Source organism: Paenarthrobacter sp. NPDC018779, assembly GCF_044391085.1.
Lineage (GTDB): Bacteria > Actinomycetota > Actinomycetes > Actinomycetales > Micrococcaceae > Arthrobacter.
Window position 1 is genome coordinate 284,009 of sequence record NZ_JBIRZS010000002.1, and the last position, 19,511, is coordinate 303,519.

17 protein-coding genes are annotated in these 19,511 nt (G+C 63.3%); 14 read left to right on the forward strand and 3 right to left on the reverse strand.

The features are described from left to right. Positions 1-3: 3 nt before the first annotated feature. Complete coding sequence (locus ACH488_RS03625; RefSeq protein WP_397322329.1) at positions 4-3,348, reverse strand: chitobiase/beta-hexosaminidase C-terminal domain-containing protein; 3,345 nt, start codon at positions 3,346-3,348, stop codon at positions 4-6. Positions 3,349-3,669: 321 nt separating this feature from the next. On the opposite strand from ACH488_RS03625, the gene ACH488_RS03630 reads away from it, so the two are divergent. Together ACH488_RS03630 and ACH488_RS03635 are read left to right on the forward strand one after the other, a co-directional pair. Beyond that, complete coding sequence (locus ACH488_RS03630; RefSeq protein ID WP_397322330.1) at positions 3,670-4,464, forward strand: hypothetical protein; 795 nt, start codon at positions 3,670-3,672, stop codon at positions 4,462-4,464. A 116-nt stretch (positions 4,465-4,580) separates the two neighbouring features. After that, positions 4,581-5,087 (forward strand): hypothetical protein, encoded by a 507-nt coding sequence (locus tag ACH488_RS03635; protein WP_397322331.1) that lies wholly within the window; start codon positions 4,581-4,583, stop codon positions 5,085-5,087. 71 nt (positions 5,088-5,158) lie between these two features. On the opposite strand, the gene ACH488_RS03640 is transcribed toward ACH488_RS03635, so the two are convergent. Further along, on the reverse strand, positions 5,159-6,505 hold the full coding sequence (locus ACH488_RS03640; protein ID WP_397322332.1) for a neutral/alkaline non-lysosomal ceramidase N-terminal domain-containing protein: 1,347 nt from the start codon (positions 6,503-6,505) through the stop codon (positions 5,159-5,161). Positions 6,506-6,754: 249 nt separating this feature from the next. Then, positions 6,755-9,478 (reverse strand): GH25 family lysozyme, encoded by a 2,724-nt coding sequence (locus ACH488_RS03645; RefSeq protein WP_397322334.1) that lies wholly within the window; start codon positions 9,476-9,478, stop codon positions 6,755-6,757. A gap of 289 nt (positions 9,479-9,767) precedes the next feature. Here ACH488_RS03645 and ACH488_RS03650 point away from each other — a divergent pair, with 289 nt between their 5' ends. From ACH488_RS03650 to smpB, 12 genes are all read left to right on the forward strand, one after another. Beyond that, positions 9,768-10,991 (forward strand): CpaF family protein, encoded by a 1,224-nt coding sequence (locus tag ACH488_RS03650; RefSeq protein WP_397322335.1) that lies wholly within the window; start codon positions 9,768-9,770, stop codon positions 10,989-10,991. Next, a complete protein-coding gene (locus ACH488_RS03655; RefSeq protein WP_397322336.1) occupies positions 10,991-11,848 on the forward strand; it encodes a type II secretion system F family protein in 858 nt (285 codons plus the stop codon). Before ACH488_RS03650 ends, ACH488_RS03655 begins: the two co-directional genes overlap by 1 nt. Continuing rightward, positions 11,845-12,786: a type II secretion system F family protein gene (locus ACH488_RS03660; RefSeq protein WP_397322337.1), complete on the forward strand. Its 942-nt coding sequence runs from the start codon at positions 11,845-11,847 to the stop codon at positions 12,784-12,786. Before ACH488_RS03655 ends, ACH488_RS03660 begins: the two co-directional genes overlap by 4 nt. Before the next feature lie 66 nt (positions 12,787-12,852). Next, on the forward strand, positions 12,853-13,092 hold the full coding sequence (locus tag ACH488_RS03665) for a hypothetical protein (protein WP_397322530.1): 240 nt from the start codon (positions 12,853-12,855) through the stop codon (positions 13,090-13,092). A 98-nt stretch (positions 13,093-13,190) separates the two neighbouring features. Beyond that, a complete protein-coding gene (locus ACH488_RS03670; RefSeq protein WP_397322521.1) occupies positions 13,191-13,535 on the forward strand; it encodes a TadE/TadG family type IV pilus assembly protein in 345 nt (114 codons plus the stop codon). A gap of 22 nt (positions 13,536-13,557) precedes the next feature. Beyond that, on the forward strand, positions 13,558-13,947 hold the full coding sequence (locus ACH488_RS03675) for a hypothetical protein (protein ID WP_397322338.1): 390 nt from the start codon (positions 13,558-13,560) through the stop codon (positions 13,945-13,947). Next, entirely contained in the window at positions 13,944-14,432 is a 489-nt protein-coding gene (locus ACH488_RS03680; RefSeq protein WP_397322340.1) for a pilus assembly protein TadG-related protein, read from the forward strand. Before ACH488_RS03675 ends, ACH488_RS03680 begins: the two co-directional genes overlap by 4 nt. A 48-nt stretch (positions 14,433-14,480) precedes the next feature. After that, positions 14,481-15,596 (forward strand): peptide chain release factor 2, encoded by a 1,116-nt coding sequence (prfB, locus tag ACH488_RS03685; protein WP_397322342.1) that lies wholly within the window; start codon positions 14,481-14,483, stop codon positions 15,594-15,596. A 173-nt stretch (positions 15,597-15,769) separates the two neighbouring features. After that, on the forward strand, positions 15,770-16,534 hold the full coding sequence (ftsE, locus tag ACH488_RS03690) for a cell division ATP-binding protein FtsE (protein ID WP_397322344.1): 765 nt from the start codon (positions 15,770-15,772) through the stop codon (positions 16,532-16,534). Next, positions 16,531-17,445, forward strand: coding sequence for a permease-like cell division protein FtsX (gene ftsX, locus ACH488_RS03695; RefSeq protein ID WP_397322345.1), 915 nt, complete (start codon positions 16,531-16,533; stop codon positions 17,443-17,445). Before ftsE ends, ftsX begins: the two co-directional genes overlap by 4 nt. 55 nt (positions 17,446-17,500) lie before the next feature. Beyond that, positions 17,501-18,913 (forward strand): peptidoglycan DD-metalloendopeptidase family protein, encoded by a 1,413-nt coding sequence (locus ACH488_RS03700; protein ID WP_397322522.1) that lies wholly within the window; start codon positions 17,501-17,503, stop codon positions 18,911-18,913. 99 nt (positions 18,914-19,012) lie between these two features. Further along, positions 19,013-19,483, forward strand: coding sequence for an SsrA-binding protein SmpB (smpB, locus tag ACH488_RS03705; RefSeq protein WP_364158310.1), 471 nt, complete (start codon positions 19,013-19,015; stop codon positions 19,481-19,483). The last annotated feature ends 28 nt before the right edge of the window (positions 19,484-19,511 follow it).

Genomic DNA, 19,511 nt, shown 5'->3' on the forward strand with positions numbered 1-19,511 from the left:
TGGTCAGGGGAGCGATGTGAAACCTCCCCATCCCCAGCCGACCTGGCTGCGGGACAGCCAGCCGGACGTTCCATTGCCCGGGTAGAGGAACAGATTGCCGCCGGCGTCCCTGGCCAGGACGTCATTCTTGCCGTCCCCGTTGAAATCACCGGGGCCCAGGATGGCAGTCATCGAGGACCAGCCACTGCCCACTTGCACCCTGCTGAGCCAGCCGCCGGTACCGTTGCCCGGGTAGAGCCAGAGGATGCCGGAGGTGTCCCTGGCCAGCACATCTGTTTTCCCGTCGCCGTTGAAGTCGCCGGTGCTCAGGATGGCGTTCATGGCGTTCCAGCCCGAGCCGACTTGCGTCACCGTGCCGAAGCCGCCCGTCCCGTTGCCGCGGTAGAGCCAGAGGGCGCCGGCGGAGTCCCGCGCGAGGAGGTCTGCCTTGCCGTCGCCGCTGAAATCGCCGGGCGCCAGGATGAGCGTCATGGCGTTCCAGCCTGTTCCGGCCTGGATCCGCGGTTGGAGTCCACCGGCGCCGTTTCCGGGGTACAGCCAGAGGACACCGTTGGCGTCCCGGGCCAGGACGTCGCTGCGGCCATCACCGTTGAAGTCCTTGGTGGGAACGATCGCGGTGAGCGTGTTCCACCCCGTTCCGAGGGACTTCTGGGTCAACCATCCGCCGGCCCCATTGCCCGGGTAGAGCCAGAGCGTGCCGCCGTTGTCGCGGGCAATCACATCGTTCTTGGCATCCCCGGTGTAGTCCTTCCAGGTGTTGGCCGGTGGGGCGGCCACGGAGTAGGCCTGGCTGACGATTGCCGAACTGTTGTTGGCCGGATCCACCGCAAAGTACTTCAGCGTCATGGCTGCGGTCAGTGTGATCGGCGTGGAGTACTTGTTGGCGGCCGTGGCCGTCGGATTGGTCCCGTTGGTGGTGAAGTAGATACTGGAGCCGGCTTCATTGGCCGTCAGCGTGATTTGCTGGTTCGCAGGGTAACTGCCCGCGGCCGGATTGGCTGTGACCACCGGTGGCGTTGTATCCAGCACTGTGTAGGCGGTGGACTGGACTGCCGAGGCGTTGCCGTAGGCGTCCACGGCGAGGGATTTCACGGTGGTGTTACCCGTCAGCGCGAACGGCGCAGTGTACGCCTTGGTGCTTCCAGTGGCTGCCGTGCCAGGTGTGGTGCCGTCGGTAGTGTAGAAGATACCCCCGGCCTCGCTGGATGTCATCGTCACGAGTTGGCCGGAGGGATAGCCACCGGGCGCCGGTGACACCGTCAGCACAGGCGCGGTGTTGTCCACCGTGTAAGCCTGGGTGGCGACGGCCGAGGAGTTGCCGGCCGTGTCTTTGGCGAAGTACTTCAGGGACATGGTCTGCAATGGCAGGGGTGCCGAGTACACGGAGCTGGCGACAGTGGGGGTGCTTCCATCAGTGGTGTAGTAGATGGTTGCAGCCTCGTTGACGGACAGCGCAACGGTCTTGTTGGGACCATAGGTGCCGCCCGCTGGATTGACCGAAACCACCGGGGCCGTGGTGTCCGCAGCGGACACCGTGACCGTTCGGGTGGCTGTGGACGTATTTCCTGCTGCGTCCCTGGCTTCGACCGTGAACGTTGCCGTTCCGTTGGGCAGGTTGGTGTACGCCTTGGGCGACGTGCATTCAGTGAAGGCATTGTTTCCGAGCTTGCAGCGGTAGCCCGCGATGTCGCTTGACGTCGACGTAAAGACAAACGACGGCGAGGCGCCCACCGTTGCTCCCTGCGCCGGTGAGGTGATGCTCACCTGGGGAGCGGTCAGGTCTGCCGTCACTGTCACCGAGGCGACGGGGCTGACGTTTCCGGCCATGTCTGTTGCCCTGACCCGGATCACATGCTGGCCTGCCGTGGCAAGGTTCAGTGTCTGCGCATTGGCGCAGGCCGTAAACGCGGTAGTGGAATCAATGGAGCAGGAAAGTGCCGAGTCCGGATCCGACGTCACCCCCAGAACCGGAGAGCCGTTGACCGTTGACCCGTCAGCCGGTGCGGTGATGACCGGCGCCTTCGGAGCCGTCAGGTCGATGGTGAAGGAACGGGAAACCGGAACACCGGATGGTGCGGCCCTGACGGAGAAGGTGTAGGCACCGGCCGCCAAGGCGGTGGCGGGCGTAAAGCTTCCGCTGGTGCAGCCGTTCCAGACCGGTGCAGCCGTGCTCAGCTGCAGGCTGCAGTCGAGGGCGCCGCCCGGAGGCGTCGAGGCCACAGTGAAGGTGGGCGTGGAGTCGTTGGTGAAGGCGGGGTTGGCCGCCTGGGTGCCGTTTGCCGCCGTCGGGCCGCTGACGATGGACGGCACGATGCCGCCGAGGCTCTGCAGCCTGCCCTGTCCGCTCGGCTTGGCCGGGTCCAGTTGGCCGGGATCGTCCATGACCAGGACCTTGCCGTCCCGCATGGTGATGCCGCCGACCTTGCTGAAGCCAAGCGCCCACTGGTTGTCCACCGAATCGTTGCTCAAGTCGATCCGGGAGATCTTGTCCTTGCCGGCATCGGCAATGCCGGTGCCTCCGCCGGTCCCGGTGTAGAGCACCAGGGGCGTCTGCCAATCGTAGTAGATGGCCGTCGGCTTGCCGACGTTGTACAGGGCTGTTGGTACGTAGTTGGTCAAGACGCCATCGTCCGGTGCAGTGAAGACTGTCAGGCCCGATGTTTCCGCGACATACACTACGACGTTGCCGCCGCTGTTGCGGTGGGTTGCCGCGATCCCCAGCGAGCTGGAATTGACCGAGGCAATGGACTCGATGCTGGGGTGGAGTGCCGTTGGATCGACGATCTTGACGATGGACCTGGCATTGGCAAAGGACAAGTAGATGTTGCCGTCTGGACCGTCGCTGGCAGCGTTCGGCCGGAGGTCGCCATCGAAAATGGTCAGCTGGCTCTTGTAGTTGAAGACGCTGCTCCCTGCGTTCCACACGGCACGGTATACCTCGGAGCTTCCGACGGCGGCATCCGGAATGAACGCGATTTCGTCACCGCTGCCCGGGTTGCCCGGCGTTGGATCGATGATTGCCGGGGTGCCGGCGAGGGCGGGGCCCGTCTTATGGCCGGTGAGGGTTCCGCCGAGGCACGTGCTGGTTTCGAGGCCGCCATTGGTTGCACCGGCCGCCTCGGTGACACGGCAGAAGCCGGCCCTGGAATCGGATACCCAGATCCGGCCCTTCGGGTCCACGACTGCGCCGGCAGCCTTGGTCAGGCCAACGGCTACGGTTTGGCGGGCCTGGTCAGCTGCGGCGGGACCGGCTGCCAGCATTCCCGTCAGTGCCGCCGTGGCAAGGCTTGCTGCCGCAACGACGGCGGTTGCTTTCCGACGCCGGAGCCGTTCGCCCTTGGTGCCCAAGGCAGTATGGCGGGAGGTTTCATGAGAGGTTCTTGAGCGACCGGAGAGGGCAAGGCATGCCAAACCAAGCTGAAGAACACTGCGATTGCGCGTGTCCACCGAGGGATCCCCACTTCATTCGGATGCTCCCCAGCTCCGCATGCATTGGTTATTCGCCCCACGCCGTTTCCGGCTGCGTCTTAGTACATCTTCCCCCAATTTTCACATTTGTCACTAGTGGATTTTTTCGGCACCGTCCGGAACCTGGCCCGTCCCCGGTTTTGACCGCGCCCTGTCTTGACCGCCGATTACGTGCCACCGACGATTGAGGTGGAGGTAGCGATGCGCAGAATGATCCCTTTGGCAGTGTTCCTGGTGATGCTCGTGGGCGGATGCACCGCCCCTGCGCCACAGCCCTCTGCCAGTTCCAGCCCGTCGGCTTCCACGGGCGGCACCGTGACCGCGGCACCCAGCCCGTCGCCGTCGTCCGTTCCGTTGAGTGACCCACCCGGCCAAGGTGACATCGGCCCCGGTGACGACGAACCTGGCCGCTACTCCTTCCGTTGCACCAGCTTGGACGCATCTCCGGAAGTGCAGCTGTCCAGCCTTGCGGAGGTCTGGGCCGCAACCAACTACACCCGCATGGGTTCCTGCGACGTCGGCTACGAAGGCCAGCAGCCGTTCGAAGCGACACCCCGTGAAGCCGAAGCAGTTTCCGCCGCCGGCCAGCAGGACGCTGAAGATGGGGGATTGGCCGTGATGCTGGACATCCTCCGGCTGTGCACCAGGATCAGCGACGAGGCGGGGCCGGACGGGTTTGCGGGAACTGCCAAGGCAACGCTCCTTGCTGCGGCCCAGTACTGCCCCGACGCCCCGCAGGGGAAGATCCTCGCCGGCTGGGCCAACGGAACACGCGTAGGCGATGGTAGCCATGCAGTCGGGGAACAGATGGAACCGGGCAGCTACCAACTGGTCAAGCAAGGGGTTTCCACCGACGGATGCGCCTGGTCGGTCAAGGCGCCAGGCGGAAGCGTCGTAGCCAGCGGCGGCCTTCCCGAGGCCTCCAAGACCGTGGACCTGGCAGCCGGCCAAAACTTTACTAGTGACAAATGCGGAATTTGGGGGAAGATGTACTAAGACGCAGCCGGAAACGGCGTGGGGCGAATAACCAATGCATGCGGAGCTGGGGAGCATCCGAATGAAGTGGGGATCCCTCGGTGGACATGCGCAGGCGCAGTGTTCTTCAGCTTGGTGTGGCAACAATTGCCCTGGCCGGTTGCTCAGGAACCAAAGTAGAAACTTCCCAAACCTCCGCCCTTGACGTGGCGCCGGCCGTCGCGAAAGACGACCATGTGGCCAGGGAAAAGCCCGAGCCGTTGGTGAGGTACCAATTCACGTGCCTGGCCGCAGACGGCAGCCTCATTGGCAAGTTCTCAAGCCTGGAAGAGGTGTGGGCTTCCACCCGCTACATGCACATCACGGACTGCCAAGTGGCCTATGTTGGTTCGGGTCCGCACGTGCTGACATCCGAAGAGACTGCTGCCGTGAATGCCGCGGTGGCTGCCGGAGCCCCGGGTGGACAGGCCTCCGAGCTCTGCCTCCGGATCATCCGTGCCTCTACCCGGACCGATCCGCGGAACCTGGCCGCCTCTCTTGCGGCCTACGGCGTTCCCGTGGTGAAAGGGTCCCTGACGCTGGCGCCCCTGGCGCCTCAGGCGGCCATTTTTACGCGATGGCTGAAGACTGCCGTGGTTTCCTAGCAATTATTCTTGTTGCACAAACAAATGGCGCGGACCCTTTTCGGGTCCGCGCCATTGCCGCTGCCTGAATTCTAGGCGAGCAGTGAATTCATGGCATTGATCAGCGTGGTTTCCACGCCATTTGCGCCGGACTTGAAATGGGCAATATGCCCATAGACTGTCATGGAACCGCCGGCAATTCCCGGATAATCCGGCTCCCAGCCACCCTCGTAGCTGCCCAGGGGCATTGACGGTGGAAAGAATTCATTGCTGGGAATGTAGCAGCAGGACTCGTTGGCGTATCCACCTACGATGATTCCGTTGGTCCCGCCGTTCCTGTTGCGGAAGTAGGCGGCGTAGCCGCTCACAAGTTCGCCACCGATCATGGCGATCTTCAATTGGGGACTGCCGTTGAACTTCCAGACCTGGAACGGGGACGGCACGGATGTGGCGTAGCTGTTGCTGTCGATCCGCCCGATCATCACCTGGGCATGGCGTTGGTACCACTGGGGCTGCCCGTTCGGGTTCGGGAGGCGGGAGACGTAGGCGGCCCGCACGGCGGCGAGGTTCGCCGCCGTCGGGGTGATGTCCAGCGGCAACTGGACCTCCTGGTACCGGGTGACCATGGGGCCGGCCAAGGCGCGGCCTGCGGACTGCATATTGTTGTTGACCGTGGCTCCCAGCGCGTCGCCATGCTGGTCCCGCAGTTCCCAACTGCGGACGCCGCCGGGATCCTGGTCGCCGGCGGGCCCCTGGATGAACATCGCGAAGCAATTCGGGTTGCGGTTCTCGATATAGTTGCAGGCGCCGGCGGCGAAGTCCCCGTCGAAAAGCGTCCGCAGCCCGGCGCTGATGGGGTGGCAGCCATAGCTGAAGATCACGGCTGCCGGCGTGCCGTTGCCCCGTCTTGCTACCAGGATTGGTACAGCCGTCTCGGTATAAGGCAGGCCCACGCGGTTCGCCGAGAAATTCTGGGTGGAGACCTTGTAGTCGAACGTTACGGCTGTCTCGTCAGCGTCCAGGGCTTCCTGTGCGAGGTTCACGATGGTGTCCTCCAGGTCCGCGCTGTAGGACCGGACCAGGCCCAGGTCGGAGAGCCCGTAGGCCATGAAGGGATGCAAAGTGTCGATCAAGGCGGGGCCGTTGTGGGTGTGCGTGGCCTGGATGAGGATGTCACTGGTGGACCAGGCCGCCAGATCCAAGATCCGGTCCCTGATGCGTTGGTGCATGGCCCGCGGCAAGGCCAGCACATCCAGGCTGATGATGATGTGGGGATTGGCGTCTTCCCAGATGAGGATGGCCCGGGCGTAGAGGGGCTCGAACGGCGAACTGCTGGTGGCTTCGCGCCCGCCATCGGTAGTCCCATATCCCGCCATATACGGATTGGTGCTCAGGGACGGCGTAATGTCAGCGATGGCAGTTCCAACTCTAAACGCCATAAAAGATCACTCCTTGATTGCGCGCTGCAGGATGTTCTTCGTTTGCCCCCAAACAAAGTCCGTTTCCCGAATGCGCTGAACAGCCAATACGTGAGACCACCTTCATTAGAACATGTGATGGAGGAATTTAGGCCGGTTCAAGCCGGATTAATATTGCGTGCGGCCAACGTCTCGTGGGACAAACGCATGAGGGCCCGTCCACGCGGAGAATTTCCGTGGACGGGCCCTTCATGACGTACCGCCGGGTGGTTACCTGGCGGCGGGGGCGAGGATGGTCAGGCCGTTCCATCCGGTCCCGACCCTTGACGGGGTGCCCCAGGTGCTGTTGGAACCAACCGGATAGTAGCGGAGCTCGCCGCCAGTGGTGCGGCCAATGATCCCGGTGGACCCTGCCCCGGCAAAACTGCGGATCGCACCGAAACTGGAAATGACATCCCACCCCGTGCCCACCACGCGCGGCGTTTCGGCGATGAAATTGCCGGTTCCGTTGCTTCGGTACAGTTTGAGGTCACCCGTGGGGGTCTTGGCCACGAGGTCGGCGTTCGAATCCTTGTCGAAATCCATTTGAACGATGTCCAGTCCCGACCAGCCGACGCCGATGGAGACTCCGGTGGAAACCGTCTTGCCGCTGGGGTTGGCGAAGTAGTAGAGGCGGCCGTTGGCGTCGTAGCCCACGATGGACGGATTCGCATCGGCCTTCTTCCATGTGCCCACCGTCAACGTCCAGTTCTTCCAGTTGCTTCCGAGGGAGATGGGAGCGCTAAAACCGCTGCCGCTCCTGCCCGGGTAGACGCTCAGGCGTCCGTCGGACCACTGGGCCACAATGTCCAGCGCACCGTCGCCGTTCCAGTCGGTGACGAAACCTGCTTGGAGCCCGGCCCACCCGGTTCCGACGAGGTCCTCGGGCAGCAGTGCCGTTGTTCCCGTTCCGGGGTAGCGGTAAAGGTTGGCGTCCGGGCGGACGGCCAGGATGTCCTCCTCATCGATGCCCAGCGTGCTCTCCACATCCAGGGGTGCGCCGCTGATGAGCGTGGCGTCATTCCATCCAAGGCCAATAAGGCTGCGGTTGCCCCAGGAACCGGACATGGCCGGGTAGTAGTAGAGGTCGCCGTTGGCCGCCCGGGCTTGGAGGCCCTGGGAAGCTGCGCCGTTGAAGTTGATGGCGGAGCTGACCGCGGTCATGCCGGACCAGCCGGTACCGATGGTCCTCGCGGGCTCGTTGATGAAGCTGCCCACACCATTGGACCGGTAGAGCCGCAATGTGCCGTCAGTGGTTCGTGTGACCAGGTCCTGGTTGCCGTCGCCGTCGAAGTCGATCTGGTTCAGTTGGTGCCCGCTGAATCCCGTGCCGATCCTGACACCGCTGCCCAGGGCTCCGCCTCCGGAATTCGGGTAGCGGTAGAGGTTGCCAAGGTAGTCCTGCCCGATCACGCCGGGATACGGATCCTTGGAGTTCCACCACCCGACGGTAAGGGACATCTCCTGCCAGCCGGCGCCCACTTGGATGGGAGCGTAGAACCCCCCGCCGGGAGCGCCCCTGAGCACTTTCAACGTGCCGTCGGACCATTGCGAAAGGATGTCCTGGACACCGTCCTGGTTCCAGTCCACCACGTAGGCCGCCTTTGCGCCGGACCAGCCCGAACCTATGGTGACCGGGCCCGTGATCCTGCCGTTGCCATCTGCCGGGAAATTGTCGAGCCTGCCCGCCGCGCTGGTGGTGAGGACGTCGGCTCCAGACTTGATGGACGGATTGGAGGGGTAGGAAACGCCACGGGCGAATGTCCGCAGTTGGTCATAGCTGCCGTTGAAGATGTTGGAGTCGCCCTCGAAAGGACCCGTGCTGCTGTACTGCCACATGCTGTAGTTGCCCCAGCTCGCGGGCATGGTGCCGGGGGAGTTGGTGGGGTTGGACCAGTAGGAGGCGATCCAGAGGGGGTAGCTGCCGAAGGTGGAGTTCCCTACACAGGTATTCCACCAGTCGGTGGTGCTGTAGATGACGGGGAAGCGTCCGGTCAGTGCCTTGACGGTGTTGCCGAAGTCCGCTGCCCATTGCCCCAGCTGGGCCTTGGACATGTCGTAGCACGTGTTGCCGAAGTAGAAACCGTTGATGGTTCGGCCGGCGTAGGGGTTGTATTCGATGTCCAGCACCGGAGGCAGCGTGTAGCCGTCAGCTGTCCATCCACCACCATTGGCCACGAAATAACGTGCCTGGTCTGCGCCGGATGACCAATTGGGGATGGCGAAATGGTAGGCGCCGCGGACCATGCCGACGTTGCGTGAGCCGTTGTACTGCTGTGAGTAGTTTTCGTTGACGTAGTAATTGCCCTCCGAGGCCTTGACGTACGCCCAACGGGAACCCTGGTTCCACTGGCTTTGCCAGTCCACATTGCCTTGGTGGGCGCTGACGTCCTGCCCCTGGACGCCCACCGTCGGCTGCCAGTGGCCGGGATCCGGAGCCATGGGCACCACGCTGCCAACACCGCGCGATCCAGCGGGGCCCGCGGTTCCGGCTTCCTGCTTCGAAGAAGCAACACGTGGCGAGCGCTGGCCCATCTCGGCACCTCCGGCCGGAATAGCAGCCCTCATGGCGGCTTTCAGGGCCTCCGCATCCGGAGCTGTGCCCGGCTTCGCGCGCTCGGCCAGGGGAGTGGGCGCAGCATCGGAAGAAGGTGGCGCAGCTGCCGGACTTCCGGCCGTTGAAGGTTCGACGGCGGTGTTCGCGGCAGGCGTGTTGCCCGCCGGCGTCTTCGCAGACTGCGGGGCGTCCTTGCTTGGCGACGAACCGATGGGCGGATACTCCGCCTTCGGAGCTGCCGGTTGCCCGCTCACCGAGGGCGGCACCGGGCGCGGGCCGGAGCCGTCAGCCCAGGCCGGCGTTACCAGGAAGGTACCGGCCGCAAGGGCAAGTGTGAGGGCAAACCCCGCTTTGGCCAGGGGAATGCGACGGATCGACCGTACTGGGTTGCTTGTCATATCCCTATTTCCGGCCCTGTGCCGCGGCTCAGCGGCGCATGGTGATGGCTTGCGGACAAGCTCCGGGGCGGGCGCCTGCGCATGAGACCAAAGGCCAGCTCCTAACGGGCATTACCCTAACACCTCCGAAACTGGAGTGACTAGTGGTGCTGGAGCTACCAAAGGGGTAAATGGTGCTGACTTATCCACAGCTCCCACGGAGCTGCTTGGAAGGGCGGTCCTCCTCGCCTAGCGTAAATAACTCGAGATGCGCCTCTCGTTTACAAATCACTGGGTTATTGGGGGTCTGATGGAAGCACTGCGGATCGTCGAGGGGGAGGTCCGCGAGCTCATCAGGCGAAGCGGTCTGGATCCTTTGGAAAAGGGGACGGATGTACGGCAACTGGTGGATGCGGCAGTTCGCGACTACGACGACAGGGCCCTCCTGGGAGCGTTGCCTCCGCTTGGCCCGTTGGAAGAGGCCCGCCGGCACGTTTTCGACGCCGTCGCTGGATTCGGTCCCTTGCAGCCTTTGCTTGACGATCCCGGCATAGAGGAAATCTGGATCAATGCACCAAGCCAGATATTCGTGGCCCGCAACGGTGAGTCCGAACTGACAGCCATCACCTTGAACGGTCAACAGATCAGCGATCTTGTGGAGCGCATGCTCAAGAGCTCCGGGCGCAGGCTGGATTTGTCCACCCCTTTTGTCGACGCCTCCTTGCCCGACGGCTCCCGCCTGCACGTGGCCATACCGGATGTCACAAGGGAGCACTGGGCCGTCAATATCCGGAAGTTCATTGCACGGGCCAGCAAGCTGGACCATCTGGTGGACATGGGAAGCCTGACGCCGCAATCGGCGAGGTTCCTTTCCGCGGCGGTAGCCAGTGGGCTGAACATCCTTGTGTCCGGGGCAACCCAAGCAGGAAAGACGACGCTCTTGAACTGCCTGGCGGCGGCCATCGGTTCCCGGGAACGGGTCATCACCGTGGAAGAGATCTTCGAGCTGCAGTTGCCGCTGAGGGACGTTGTGGGGCTGCAGTGCCGGCAGCCAAACCTCGAAGGGGAGGGTGAAATACCCATGAGGCGGCTGGTCAAGGAGGCCTTGCGCATGCGGCCGGACCGGCTGGTGGTGGGGGAAGTCCGGGAAGCCGAAAGCCTGGACATGCTTATTGCCTTGAACTCGGGACTCCCCGGTATGTGCACGGTGCACGCCAACTCCGCCCATGATGCGGTGACCAAGATTTGTACCCTGCCGCTCCTGGCCGGGGCAAACATCTCCAACGCTTTTGTTGTGCCCACCGTCGCTTCGTGCCTTGACCTCGTGGTGCATTGCAGCCGGCATTCCACCGGGCGAAGGCAGGTAACTGAAATCCTGGCCCTTGGCCGCCGGGTGGAGAACGGCGTGATCGAATCCTCGCCGGTGTTCCAGATGGCCGAGGGCCGGCTGGTGCCCAACGGCACCTCGCTGCCCGCCGTCGACAAGTTTGCTCGCTCGGGCTTCGACGTCGCGGCCCTGCTGGAATTGAACTGATGGCTCCCTTGCTGGGCGTTGTGGGTGGCGTAGGCATGTTCCTGGTGTGGTGGTCTGCCTGGGAGAAGCCCAACCCGCAGCCGCGTCGAAACCACGTTCCGCGGAAGCTGGAACTCCTGCTGCTCTCAGCGGGAATCGAAAAGGTTTCCGGCGCTGGCCTGCTGCTTTGTTGCGCGGGCGCTGGCCTGCTGGCGTTCCTGGTTTTCCTCCTGGTCACGGGGTCGCTTCCCGTGTCCGCCTGCTTTGGGGTCTTTGGTGCCTGGCTGCCCCTCGCCGTTGTGCGCAGGCGGGCGCGGAGGCGGCGTGCCGTGCTTCGGCAGTTGTGGCCGGACGTTGTGGACCACCTCCGTTCGGCTATCCGCGCCGGACTTTCCCTTCCTGATGCCTTGATCCAGCTTGGCACCAAGGGCCCGGAAGAACTGCGCCACGTCTTCACGGACTTCGGCTCCGACTACAGGTCGGGAGGCCGGTTCGATGCTGCCTTGACCAATGTGAAAGCGAGACTGGCGGATCCCGTTGCTGACCGCATCATCGAAGCCCTGCGGATGACACGTGAGGTTGGCGGATCCGACCTCGGCCGCATGCTGGGAACCCTGGCCGCCTTCCTCAGGGAGAGTGCGCGAACCCGCAATGAATTGGAGGCCCGGCAGTCCTGGACCGTCAACGGGGCGAGGCTGGCGGTGGCTGCGCCGTGGGTCGTCCTGGTGGTCATGGCCGGAAGGCCTGAAGCCATGCTCGCGTTCAACACACCCACCGGGGCCATGGTCCTCTTGGGTGGCCTTGTTGTTTCCGCAGTCTGTTATACCGCCATGCTGCGGATTGGTGCCCTTCCCGAGGACGAAAGGGTGCTCGGATGAACGCTTCCACAACCACTGCTGTCCTCCTGGGCCTGCTGTTGGGAACCGGGGCATGGTTGGTGGTTGCCCGACTGCCATTCATGCGCCCCATGACGTTTTCGGACAGGTTGGAACCGCAGCTCAGGACGCTCAACCTCGAATCGAGGTTGCTGCGGGCTTCGGCCACTGCTGGTACCCCCTTTGGTGCGCTGGAGCGGATTCTTCGCCCCGTCATAGGCGATGGATTGGCTTTCGTCAGCCGTTTCAACCCTGGTGGAGCTGCCTTGGCCAAGCGGTTGGCCCGGGCTGGTTCCGCAAAGTCGGTCCTGGATTTCAGGGCCGAACAATTGGTGTGGGCGGCCGCGGGGTTCATGGTCGCCCTGATCGGTGTTGCAGTGAACGCTGCCGCAGGCCGATTCAATCCCGTGGGTGGCGTCGCCTTGATCTGGGGAGCCGCGCTGGGTGGCTACTTGCTCAGGGACCAGGTGTTGGGCCAAGCCATCAAGCGGCGCGATGCTGCCCTGTTGTCCCAGTTTCCCGGCCTTGCGGAACTCATGGCGCTCGCGGTGGCCGCAGGGGAGAGCGCCGCAGGGGCGTTGGACCGGATCTGCCGCACGTCCCGGGGCGCCTTGGCGGAGGAGTTTGCCGCCGTGCTGGCCGATACCCGTGCAGGCAAACCACTGGCCGAGGCACTCCAGGCACTTTCTGCCAGGACGGACCTTCCTCCACTTATCAGGTTCGTGGATGGATTGGTGGTGGCAGTAGAACGGGGTACGCCCTTGGCAGAGGTGCTGAGGGCGCAGGCAGCTGACGTCCGGGACGCCGCAAAACGCGAGCTCATGGAATCGGCGGGACGCAAGGAAATCGGAATGATGGTCCCTCTCGTCTTCGGCATTCTGCCCCTGACGGTCATCTTTGCTGCCTTCCCGGCCGTCACGGCTTTGGACTTGAGCTTCTAAGGAGCACCGGCCACAACCGGCAAGCACCACAGTTTCCACTCTCAACAACGAAGAATCGGGGATCCCTTGACCAACCACTTCTCCACCCGCGCCGCAGGAAGCTTCAGCACGCGGAAGCTCTCCGCCTGGGTCCTGGCACTTGTGCTGCGGGCCACCCCTTTGGACGACGAAGCCGAGCGGGGCGACGTGCCCGGGTGGGTGATGATCACTCTAATGTCCGCGATCCTCGTGGCGGGTCTCCTGGCCATCGCATCGCCGGCGCTGGAAAACCTCTTCAACCAGGCGATGTCCAAGGTGGGCAACTAGTGCCGGAAGACTGTGCGAAAACCGGAACGGGAGTCCACAGAAAGAAGGTCACGCGGGGACCCGCCCACCATGCCGCGGCTGACGAGCGGGGGGCTGCGGTGGTGGACTTCGTCCTGGTGGGTTCGGTGATGACCCTCCTGTTCGTTGCCGTGGTCCAACTGATGCTGGTCCTCCACGTTCGCAATACGCTGATTGACGCCGCTGCTTCCGGCGCACGCTATGGTGCCATGGCGGACCGTACGGCGGCCGATGCCGAGGACAGGACCACCGAACTGATCACCGGTGTCCTCAACGAAAGGTTCGCGGAGGACGTCACGACGGCGGTGGTCGAAGCAGGGGGCATACGCACGCTTGAAGTGAGGGTCACTGCGCCGATGCCCGTGGTTGGACTGCTCGGTCCCGGAGGCACGCTGAAAGTGACCGGTCATGCCGTGGTCCGTTGAGGCCCAGCGGGGGAACGCCTCCGTGGAATTCATACTGCTTGGCCTGTTGCTCATGGTTCCGCTCATCTATTTCGTAGTGACTGTCGGCCAGATCCAAGGGGGAATGTTTGCCGTGGTTGGTGCGGCTGACCAAGCCGCGAAGGCCTACGTGCAACAGACCGAACCGGCTGCGGCGCGCGCTGCTGCCGAGGAGGCCGCTCTGGTTGCCGCGACGGATTACGGATTCAGGCCGGACGCCGTTGCCTTGGATGTTTCATGCGATCGTCAAAACTGCCTGTCTGCTGGTACCGCTGTCACGGTCTCCATCCAGCTCACTGTTGCCCTGCCCATGGCGCCCTTTGGGGATGCGCTGCACCTGGATGCCGCCCGGCTTCATGCTTCAGCAACCCAAAAAGTCGGGCGCTTCCGTTGAGTACCGTACCGGCAGCGAACGCCGCGGCCCCTGCCCGCCGAAGTCTCTCCCGTAGAGAACGTGAAGCAGGACAGATCACTGTCCTTACGGTCGGATTCCTCCTGCTGGCCTTGGTCCTGGCAAGCGTTGTCATGGCCGTATCCGCCGTTTACGTGGAACATCAGAGGCTTCTCTCGTTGGCCGATGGTGCAGCTCTCGCTGCGGCAGATACGTTCAGGCCCGAAGACATCGGCGCCCAGGAGGTGCCGGGCGCCTTCCTGGTGGACGAACGCGTGGTGGCCGCAGCGGGGTCGTACCTGATCGACATTGATGCCTATGCCAGCCATGATCGGCTGTCCGTTGGGCCGGGAACCGGCAGCTTTGCCGGCGGTACCGCGGTGGTGGTTCTCACCGCCGTCGCGCATCCTCCGGTGGTCAGTTTCCTCCTGCCGGAGGGAATACGCGTTGAGGCGCGGTCCACATCGAGGTCCCGCCTGACGCAATAGCGACGCCCAGCCGGGGGAGCGGCGCCGATAGCGTACGCTGGAAAGATCATGGCTGAGATCGACTTTCCCGCAGAAATCCGCGCGCTTCGCGCAACCTACAGTTCCATCGAGAACGTCAGTGATGTCGATGCCTTGAAGGCCGAGATCGCCGAGCTGAGCGAACAGGCCGGAGCGCCGGACCTGTGGGACGACCCCGCTTCCGCGCAGGTGGTCACTTCCCGGTTATCGCACCGGCAGTCTGAATTGGAACGCCTCACCAGGCTCTCTGCACGGATTGACGACGTTGAGGTACTGGTTGAACTCGGCCAGGACGAAGGCGACGAGGCCTCCCTGGCCGAAGCCGAAAAGGAACTGGCCTCGATCGGCAAGGCGTTGGCGGACCTTGAAGTGGTCACCCTGCTCTCGGGTGAGTACGACGAACGCGAGGCCGTGGTGACCATCCGGGCCGGCGCGGGTGGCGTTGATGCCGCAGACTTCGCGGAGATGCTGCTCCGCATGTACCTACGGTGGGCCGAACGCCACGGCTATCCCACCACGGTGATGGATACGTCCTATGCCGAAGAGGCCGGGCTGAAGTCCGCCACCTTTGAAGTGAAGGCACCTTATGCCTTCGGCACGCTCAGCGTGGAGGCGGGAACACACCGCCTGGTCAGGATCAGCCCGTTCGATAACCAAGGCCGGCGCCAGACGTCGTTCGCGGCTGTGGAAGTCATTCCGTTGATCGAGCAGACCGACTCCATCGAGATCCCGGACAACGAGATCCGTGTGGATGTCTTCAGGTCCTCGGGGCCGGGCGGGCAATCCGTTAACACCACGGACTCCGCCGTCCGGCTGACGCACATTCCCACGGGGATCGTGGTGTCCATGCAGAACGAAAAGTCGCAGCTGCAGAACCGGGCGGCCGCGCTCCGCGTCCTTCAGTCCAGGCTCCTGCTGTTGAAGAAGGAGCAGGAAGACGCTGAAAAGAAGGCGCTTGCGGGAGACGTCAAGGCATCATGGGGCGACCAGATGCGTTCTTACGTGCTCAATCCCTACCAGATGGTCAAGGATCTGCGGACCGAGCACGAAGTGGGCAACACCTCCGCAGTGCTCGACGGTGACATCGACGACTTCATCGACGCCGGAATCCGCTGGCGGACCAGCAACCGCAACGCCGCCGACTAAGCACACGTTCGGGGCTTGGGCCCGTTTTGGCGACACGCCCCCGAAAGCCCCGAAATCACCGTGGGGTCGTGCGTATAGTCGGAAGGCCGGTGCTCTCACTTCCCCCACCGAAAGCCCGCGCTCCGGCTGTTGGACTGGGCCAATCAGTCATGTCCGGCGGGGTCAAAAGGGCCATGATCAGATTTGAGAATGTCACCAAGGTCTATGAGCAGAATGCCCGACCGGCGCTCGACGCTGTAAGCCTTGAGATAAACCGCGGCGAATTCACCTTCCTGGTGGGGGCGTCGGGATCAGGCAAATCCACTTTCCTTCGCCTGATCCTTAAAGAGGACAAGGCCTCCTCGGGTTCCGTCTATGTGGCCGGCCAGAACGTGGCCAATATTTCCAGCTGGCGCGTGCCCAAACTGCGGCGCGGCATTGGCGTGGTTTTCCAGGACTTCCGCCTGCTGCCCCAGAAGAATGTCTTCGCCAACGTGGCTTTCGCCATGCAGGTGATCGGCAAGAGCCGCTCGATCATCAGGGAAACCGTTCCCGAGGTCCTGAAGACGGTGGGCCTGGAAGGCAAGGAACGCCGCATGCCCCATGAACTGTCCGGCGGTGAACAGCAGCGCGTGGCGATAGCCCGGGCAGTGGTGAACCGTCCAGGTATCCTCTTGGCGGACGAACCGACGGGAAACCTGGACCCGATCACCTCCATGGGCATAATGGGCGTCCTGGACAAGATCAACCAGAATGGGACAACCGTGGTCATGGCAACCCACGACGACGACATCGTCAATGAGATGCGTCGCCGCGTTGTGGAACTCAAGGACGGCAAAGTGATCCGCGACGAAGCCAAGGCGCTGTATACCTCCATGATTCCCGTGGTGGGCGAATCGCGACGCCTGCGCGATGCCAGCGACGAGGAAATCACCCGCGCTCAGGGGGCACAGCTGTGAGGTTCCTGTTTATCCTGGGGGAAATCGGCAGCGGCCTGCGCCGGAACCTGTCCATGGTGATCTCCGTGGTGCTGGTGACGTTCGTGTCGCTGACGTTCGTGGGCGCCGCCGGCATGCTCCAGATGCAGATCAACCAGATGAAGGGCTACTGGTACGACAAGGTCCAGGTGGCTGTCTTCCTGTGCAACGATGGCTCGACCACCGTGGGCTGCGCATCGGGTCCGGCTACGAAGGAACAGCAGGCCAACATCCAGGCCATGCTGGAATCGCCGGCGGTCAAGCAGTACATCAACGACTTCCAATTCGAGTCCCAGGCCGAGGCCTACAAACACTTCAAAGAGCAGTTCTCCAATTCGCCGATCGTTGACTCCGTGTCCGAGGACCAGTTGCCCGCCTCCTTCCGGATCAACATGAAGAACCCGGAGAAGTACCAGATCATCAGCGAAACGTTCTCTTCGCAGCCGGGCGTTGAAACGGTCAGCGACCAGCGCCAGGTCCTGGAAAGAATCTTCTCCTGGATGAACGGTGCCTCTGTGGTGGCCGTGGGCATCGCCGCCGTGATGATTTTCTGCGCGGTGCTCCTGATAACCACCACCATCCGGCTCTCCGCCTTCAGCCGTCGTCGCGAGACGGGCATCATGCGGTTGGTCGGGGCGTCGAAGGCGGTGATCCAGTTGCCGTTCATCCTCGAAGGGGTGATTGCCGCCGTGGTCGGCGCGCTGCTGGCTTCCGTGACGTTGTGGCTCATGGCCCACTTCTGGCTCAACGGAGATCTTTCACGGCAGTTCCTGAACACGCCCTTCATCTCTTCCACCCAGGTCCTGGTGATCGCTCCTGTGCTCATCGCCCTGGGCGGTGGGCTGGCCGGGATATCCTCGTTGTTAACCCTCCGGCGCTACTTGAAGGTTTAGCATGGCCAACGGACGGAACAACACAGACCATGCCGGTGAATGTAAAGGACTCATGATGACCACGTTGGACCGGATTTCCCTTCGCCGGCGCCTGGCAGGCGGGCAAGCCCGGATTCTCGGCGCAGTCCTGGCCGTGGGTTTGGCTGCCAGCATCCTTTCAGGTGCACCCGCTGCCCAGGCCGACAACCTGGACGACCAGCAAGCGGCGCTTGAGGCGGAGGCTGCGCGGGTCCAGGCCTCCCTGGAGTTCGTGGACGCCAAGATTGCCAAAGCGGCTGCTGACCTGGTGGTCTACCAAGGGCGGCTTCCCGGTGCCCAGCAGGCGCTGCTGGAGGCACAGGGCCGGGTAGCGAGCGCCGTCAAGGAAGTTGAGGCCCTGGCTGCAAGGGTGGAACTGGCCCAGCAGAACAAGGCGAAGATCACCGAGCAGCTGGAAAGCGACAAGCAGAAGATCACCGATACGAAGAAATTGATCGGCCAGATCGCGTCGCAGGCCTACAAGTCCGGCGGCGTCCCCACCAACATCGCGCTGTTGTTCGGCTCGAACGAGTCCGGCAGCCTCACTGAGTCCATGGACCTCGCCGACCAGGCCATGCGGAGCCAGAACGCCGCCATGACCAAGTTGACGCAGCAGAACGCCACCAACGTGAACTCGCAGGCGCGTCTTGCGGCTGTCGAGGCCGAGATCCAGGACCTCAAGGCGAAAGCGGACGAGGCTTTGAACAGGGAGAAGGCGGCCCGCGATGAAGCTGCCAGCAAAAAGGCCGAGGTGGACAAACTCATCGAGGACACCACCCGGCTGAACGGGCAGCTTCAAGCCGCCAAGCCCGGAATTGAAGCCGACTTGGCCCGCGTGAAGTCGGAACAGGATTCGGTGGCGGCGGAAATCGCTGAACGTGACCGCAAACTTCGCGAAGCATGGGAAGCGGAACAGCGCAGGCTCGCTGCCGAGGCGGCAGCCGCCGCGGCCGCTGCCGCAGCTGCCCAAGGCAAGCCGGCACCGCCGGAAACCCCGTTCGTCCCGCCGGTGGGCTCGCCGTCGTCCTTTGGCCTGCGGCACCCCTTCGCCAGTTACGTTCCCATCACCTCGGGATTCGGATGGCGTGCGACGCCGCCCGGCACCATCGATTTCTACGGCACCGGCGGCTACATGCACACGGGCATCGACTTCGGAGCGCCTTGTGGAACGCCCGTGTACGCAGCTGCGGCTGGTGAAGTTTTCAACTCCGGGTGGAATTCGGCTGACGGCGGCGGCTGGCGCGTCAAGCTGTCCCACGGTGTGGTGCAAGGCAACTCGCTGACCACCATCTACTACCACAACAGCAGCATCGTGGTGGCGAACGGACAACGGGTCTCACAGGGCCAGCTCATCGCCTACTCGGGAAGCACGGGCAACTCCACCGGCTGCCACGCGCACTTCGAGACCTGGCTCAACGGAGTTGCCGTGGACCCCATGACGCTGCTCTAAAGGCTTACCCCGTCAGCGAAACTGTTTCCGCTATGGCGCGGAGCCGTCCCGGCCCTGGCGTACACTAAGTGGAATCCGCATCTAACAAGGAGTTCTACCGTGCCCAAGGAAAGTGGCCGTAAGGTAGTGGCCACCAATCGGAAGGCCCGGCATAACTACCATGTCCTGGATACCTATGAGGCAGGCATTGCCCTCATGGGTACCGAGGTGAAGTCCCTCCGGGAGGGCCATGCCTCAATGGTGGATGGGTTCTGTACCTTCTACAACGACGAGTTGTGGATGGAAGGTATCCACATCCCCGAGTACAACCAGGGGAGCTGGACCAACCACGCCGCCCGCCGTCGTCGTAAGCTTTTGCTGCACCGCGAAGAACTGGACAAAATCTCGCACAAAATCCGTGAGTCCGGCTTCACTGTGGTTCCTTTGCAGCTGTACTTCCTGGACGGCCGCGCGAAGGTGGAGATCGCCATAGCGCGCGGTAAGAAGGATTACGACAAGCGCCAGACGCTGCGTGAGCAGCAGGACAAACGTGAGTCGTTGCGGGAACTCCGGGAGCGTAACAGGCGCTGACCGTTCACGGCGTGTCCGGGGAATGAAC

Excerpts from the sequence above, each read along its gene's own strand:
- ACH488_RS03630 (WP_397322330.1), top strand. The coding sequence starts at position 3,670 with ATGCGCAGAATGATCCCTTTGGCAGTGTTCCTGGTGATGCTCGTGGGC.
- ACH488_RS03640 (WP_397322332.1), bottom strand. The coding sequence starts at position 6,505 with ATGGCGTTTAGAGTTGGAACTGCCATCGCTGACATTACGCCGTCCCTG.
- ACH488_RS03645 (WP_397322334.1), bottom strand. The coding sequence starts at position 9,478 with ATGACAAGCAACCCAGTACGGTCGATCCGTCGCATTCCCCTGGCCAAA.
- ACH488_RS03650 (WP_397322335.1), top strand. The coding sequence starts at position 9,768 with ATGGAAGCACTGCGGATCGTCGAGGGGGAGGTCCGCGAGCTCATCAGG.
- ACH488_RS03655 (WP_397322336.1), top strand. The coding sequence starts at position 10,991 with ATGGCTCCCTTGCTGGGCGTTGTGGGTGGCGTAGGCATGTTCCTGGTG.
- ACH488_RS03660 (WP_397322337.1), top strand. The coding sequence starts at position 11,845 with ATGAACGCTTCCACAACCACTGCTGTCCTCCTGGGCCTGCTGTTGGGA.
- prfB (WP_397322342.1), top strand. The coding sequence starts at position 14,481 with ATGGCTGAGATCGACTTTCCCGCAGAAATCCGCGCGCTTCGCGCAACC.
- ftsE (WP_397322344.1), top strand. The coding sequence starts at position 15,770 with ATGATCAGATTTGAGAATGTCACCAAGGTCTATGAGCAGAATGCCCGA.
- ACH488_RS03700 (WP_397322522.1), top strand. The coding sequence starts at position 17,501 with ATGACCACGTTGGACCGGATTTCCCTTCGCCGGCGCCTGGCAGGCGGG.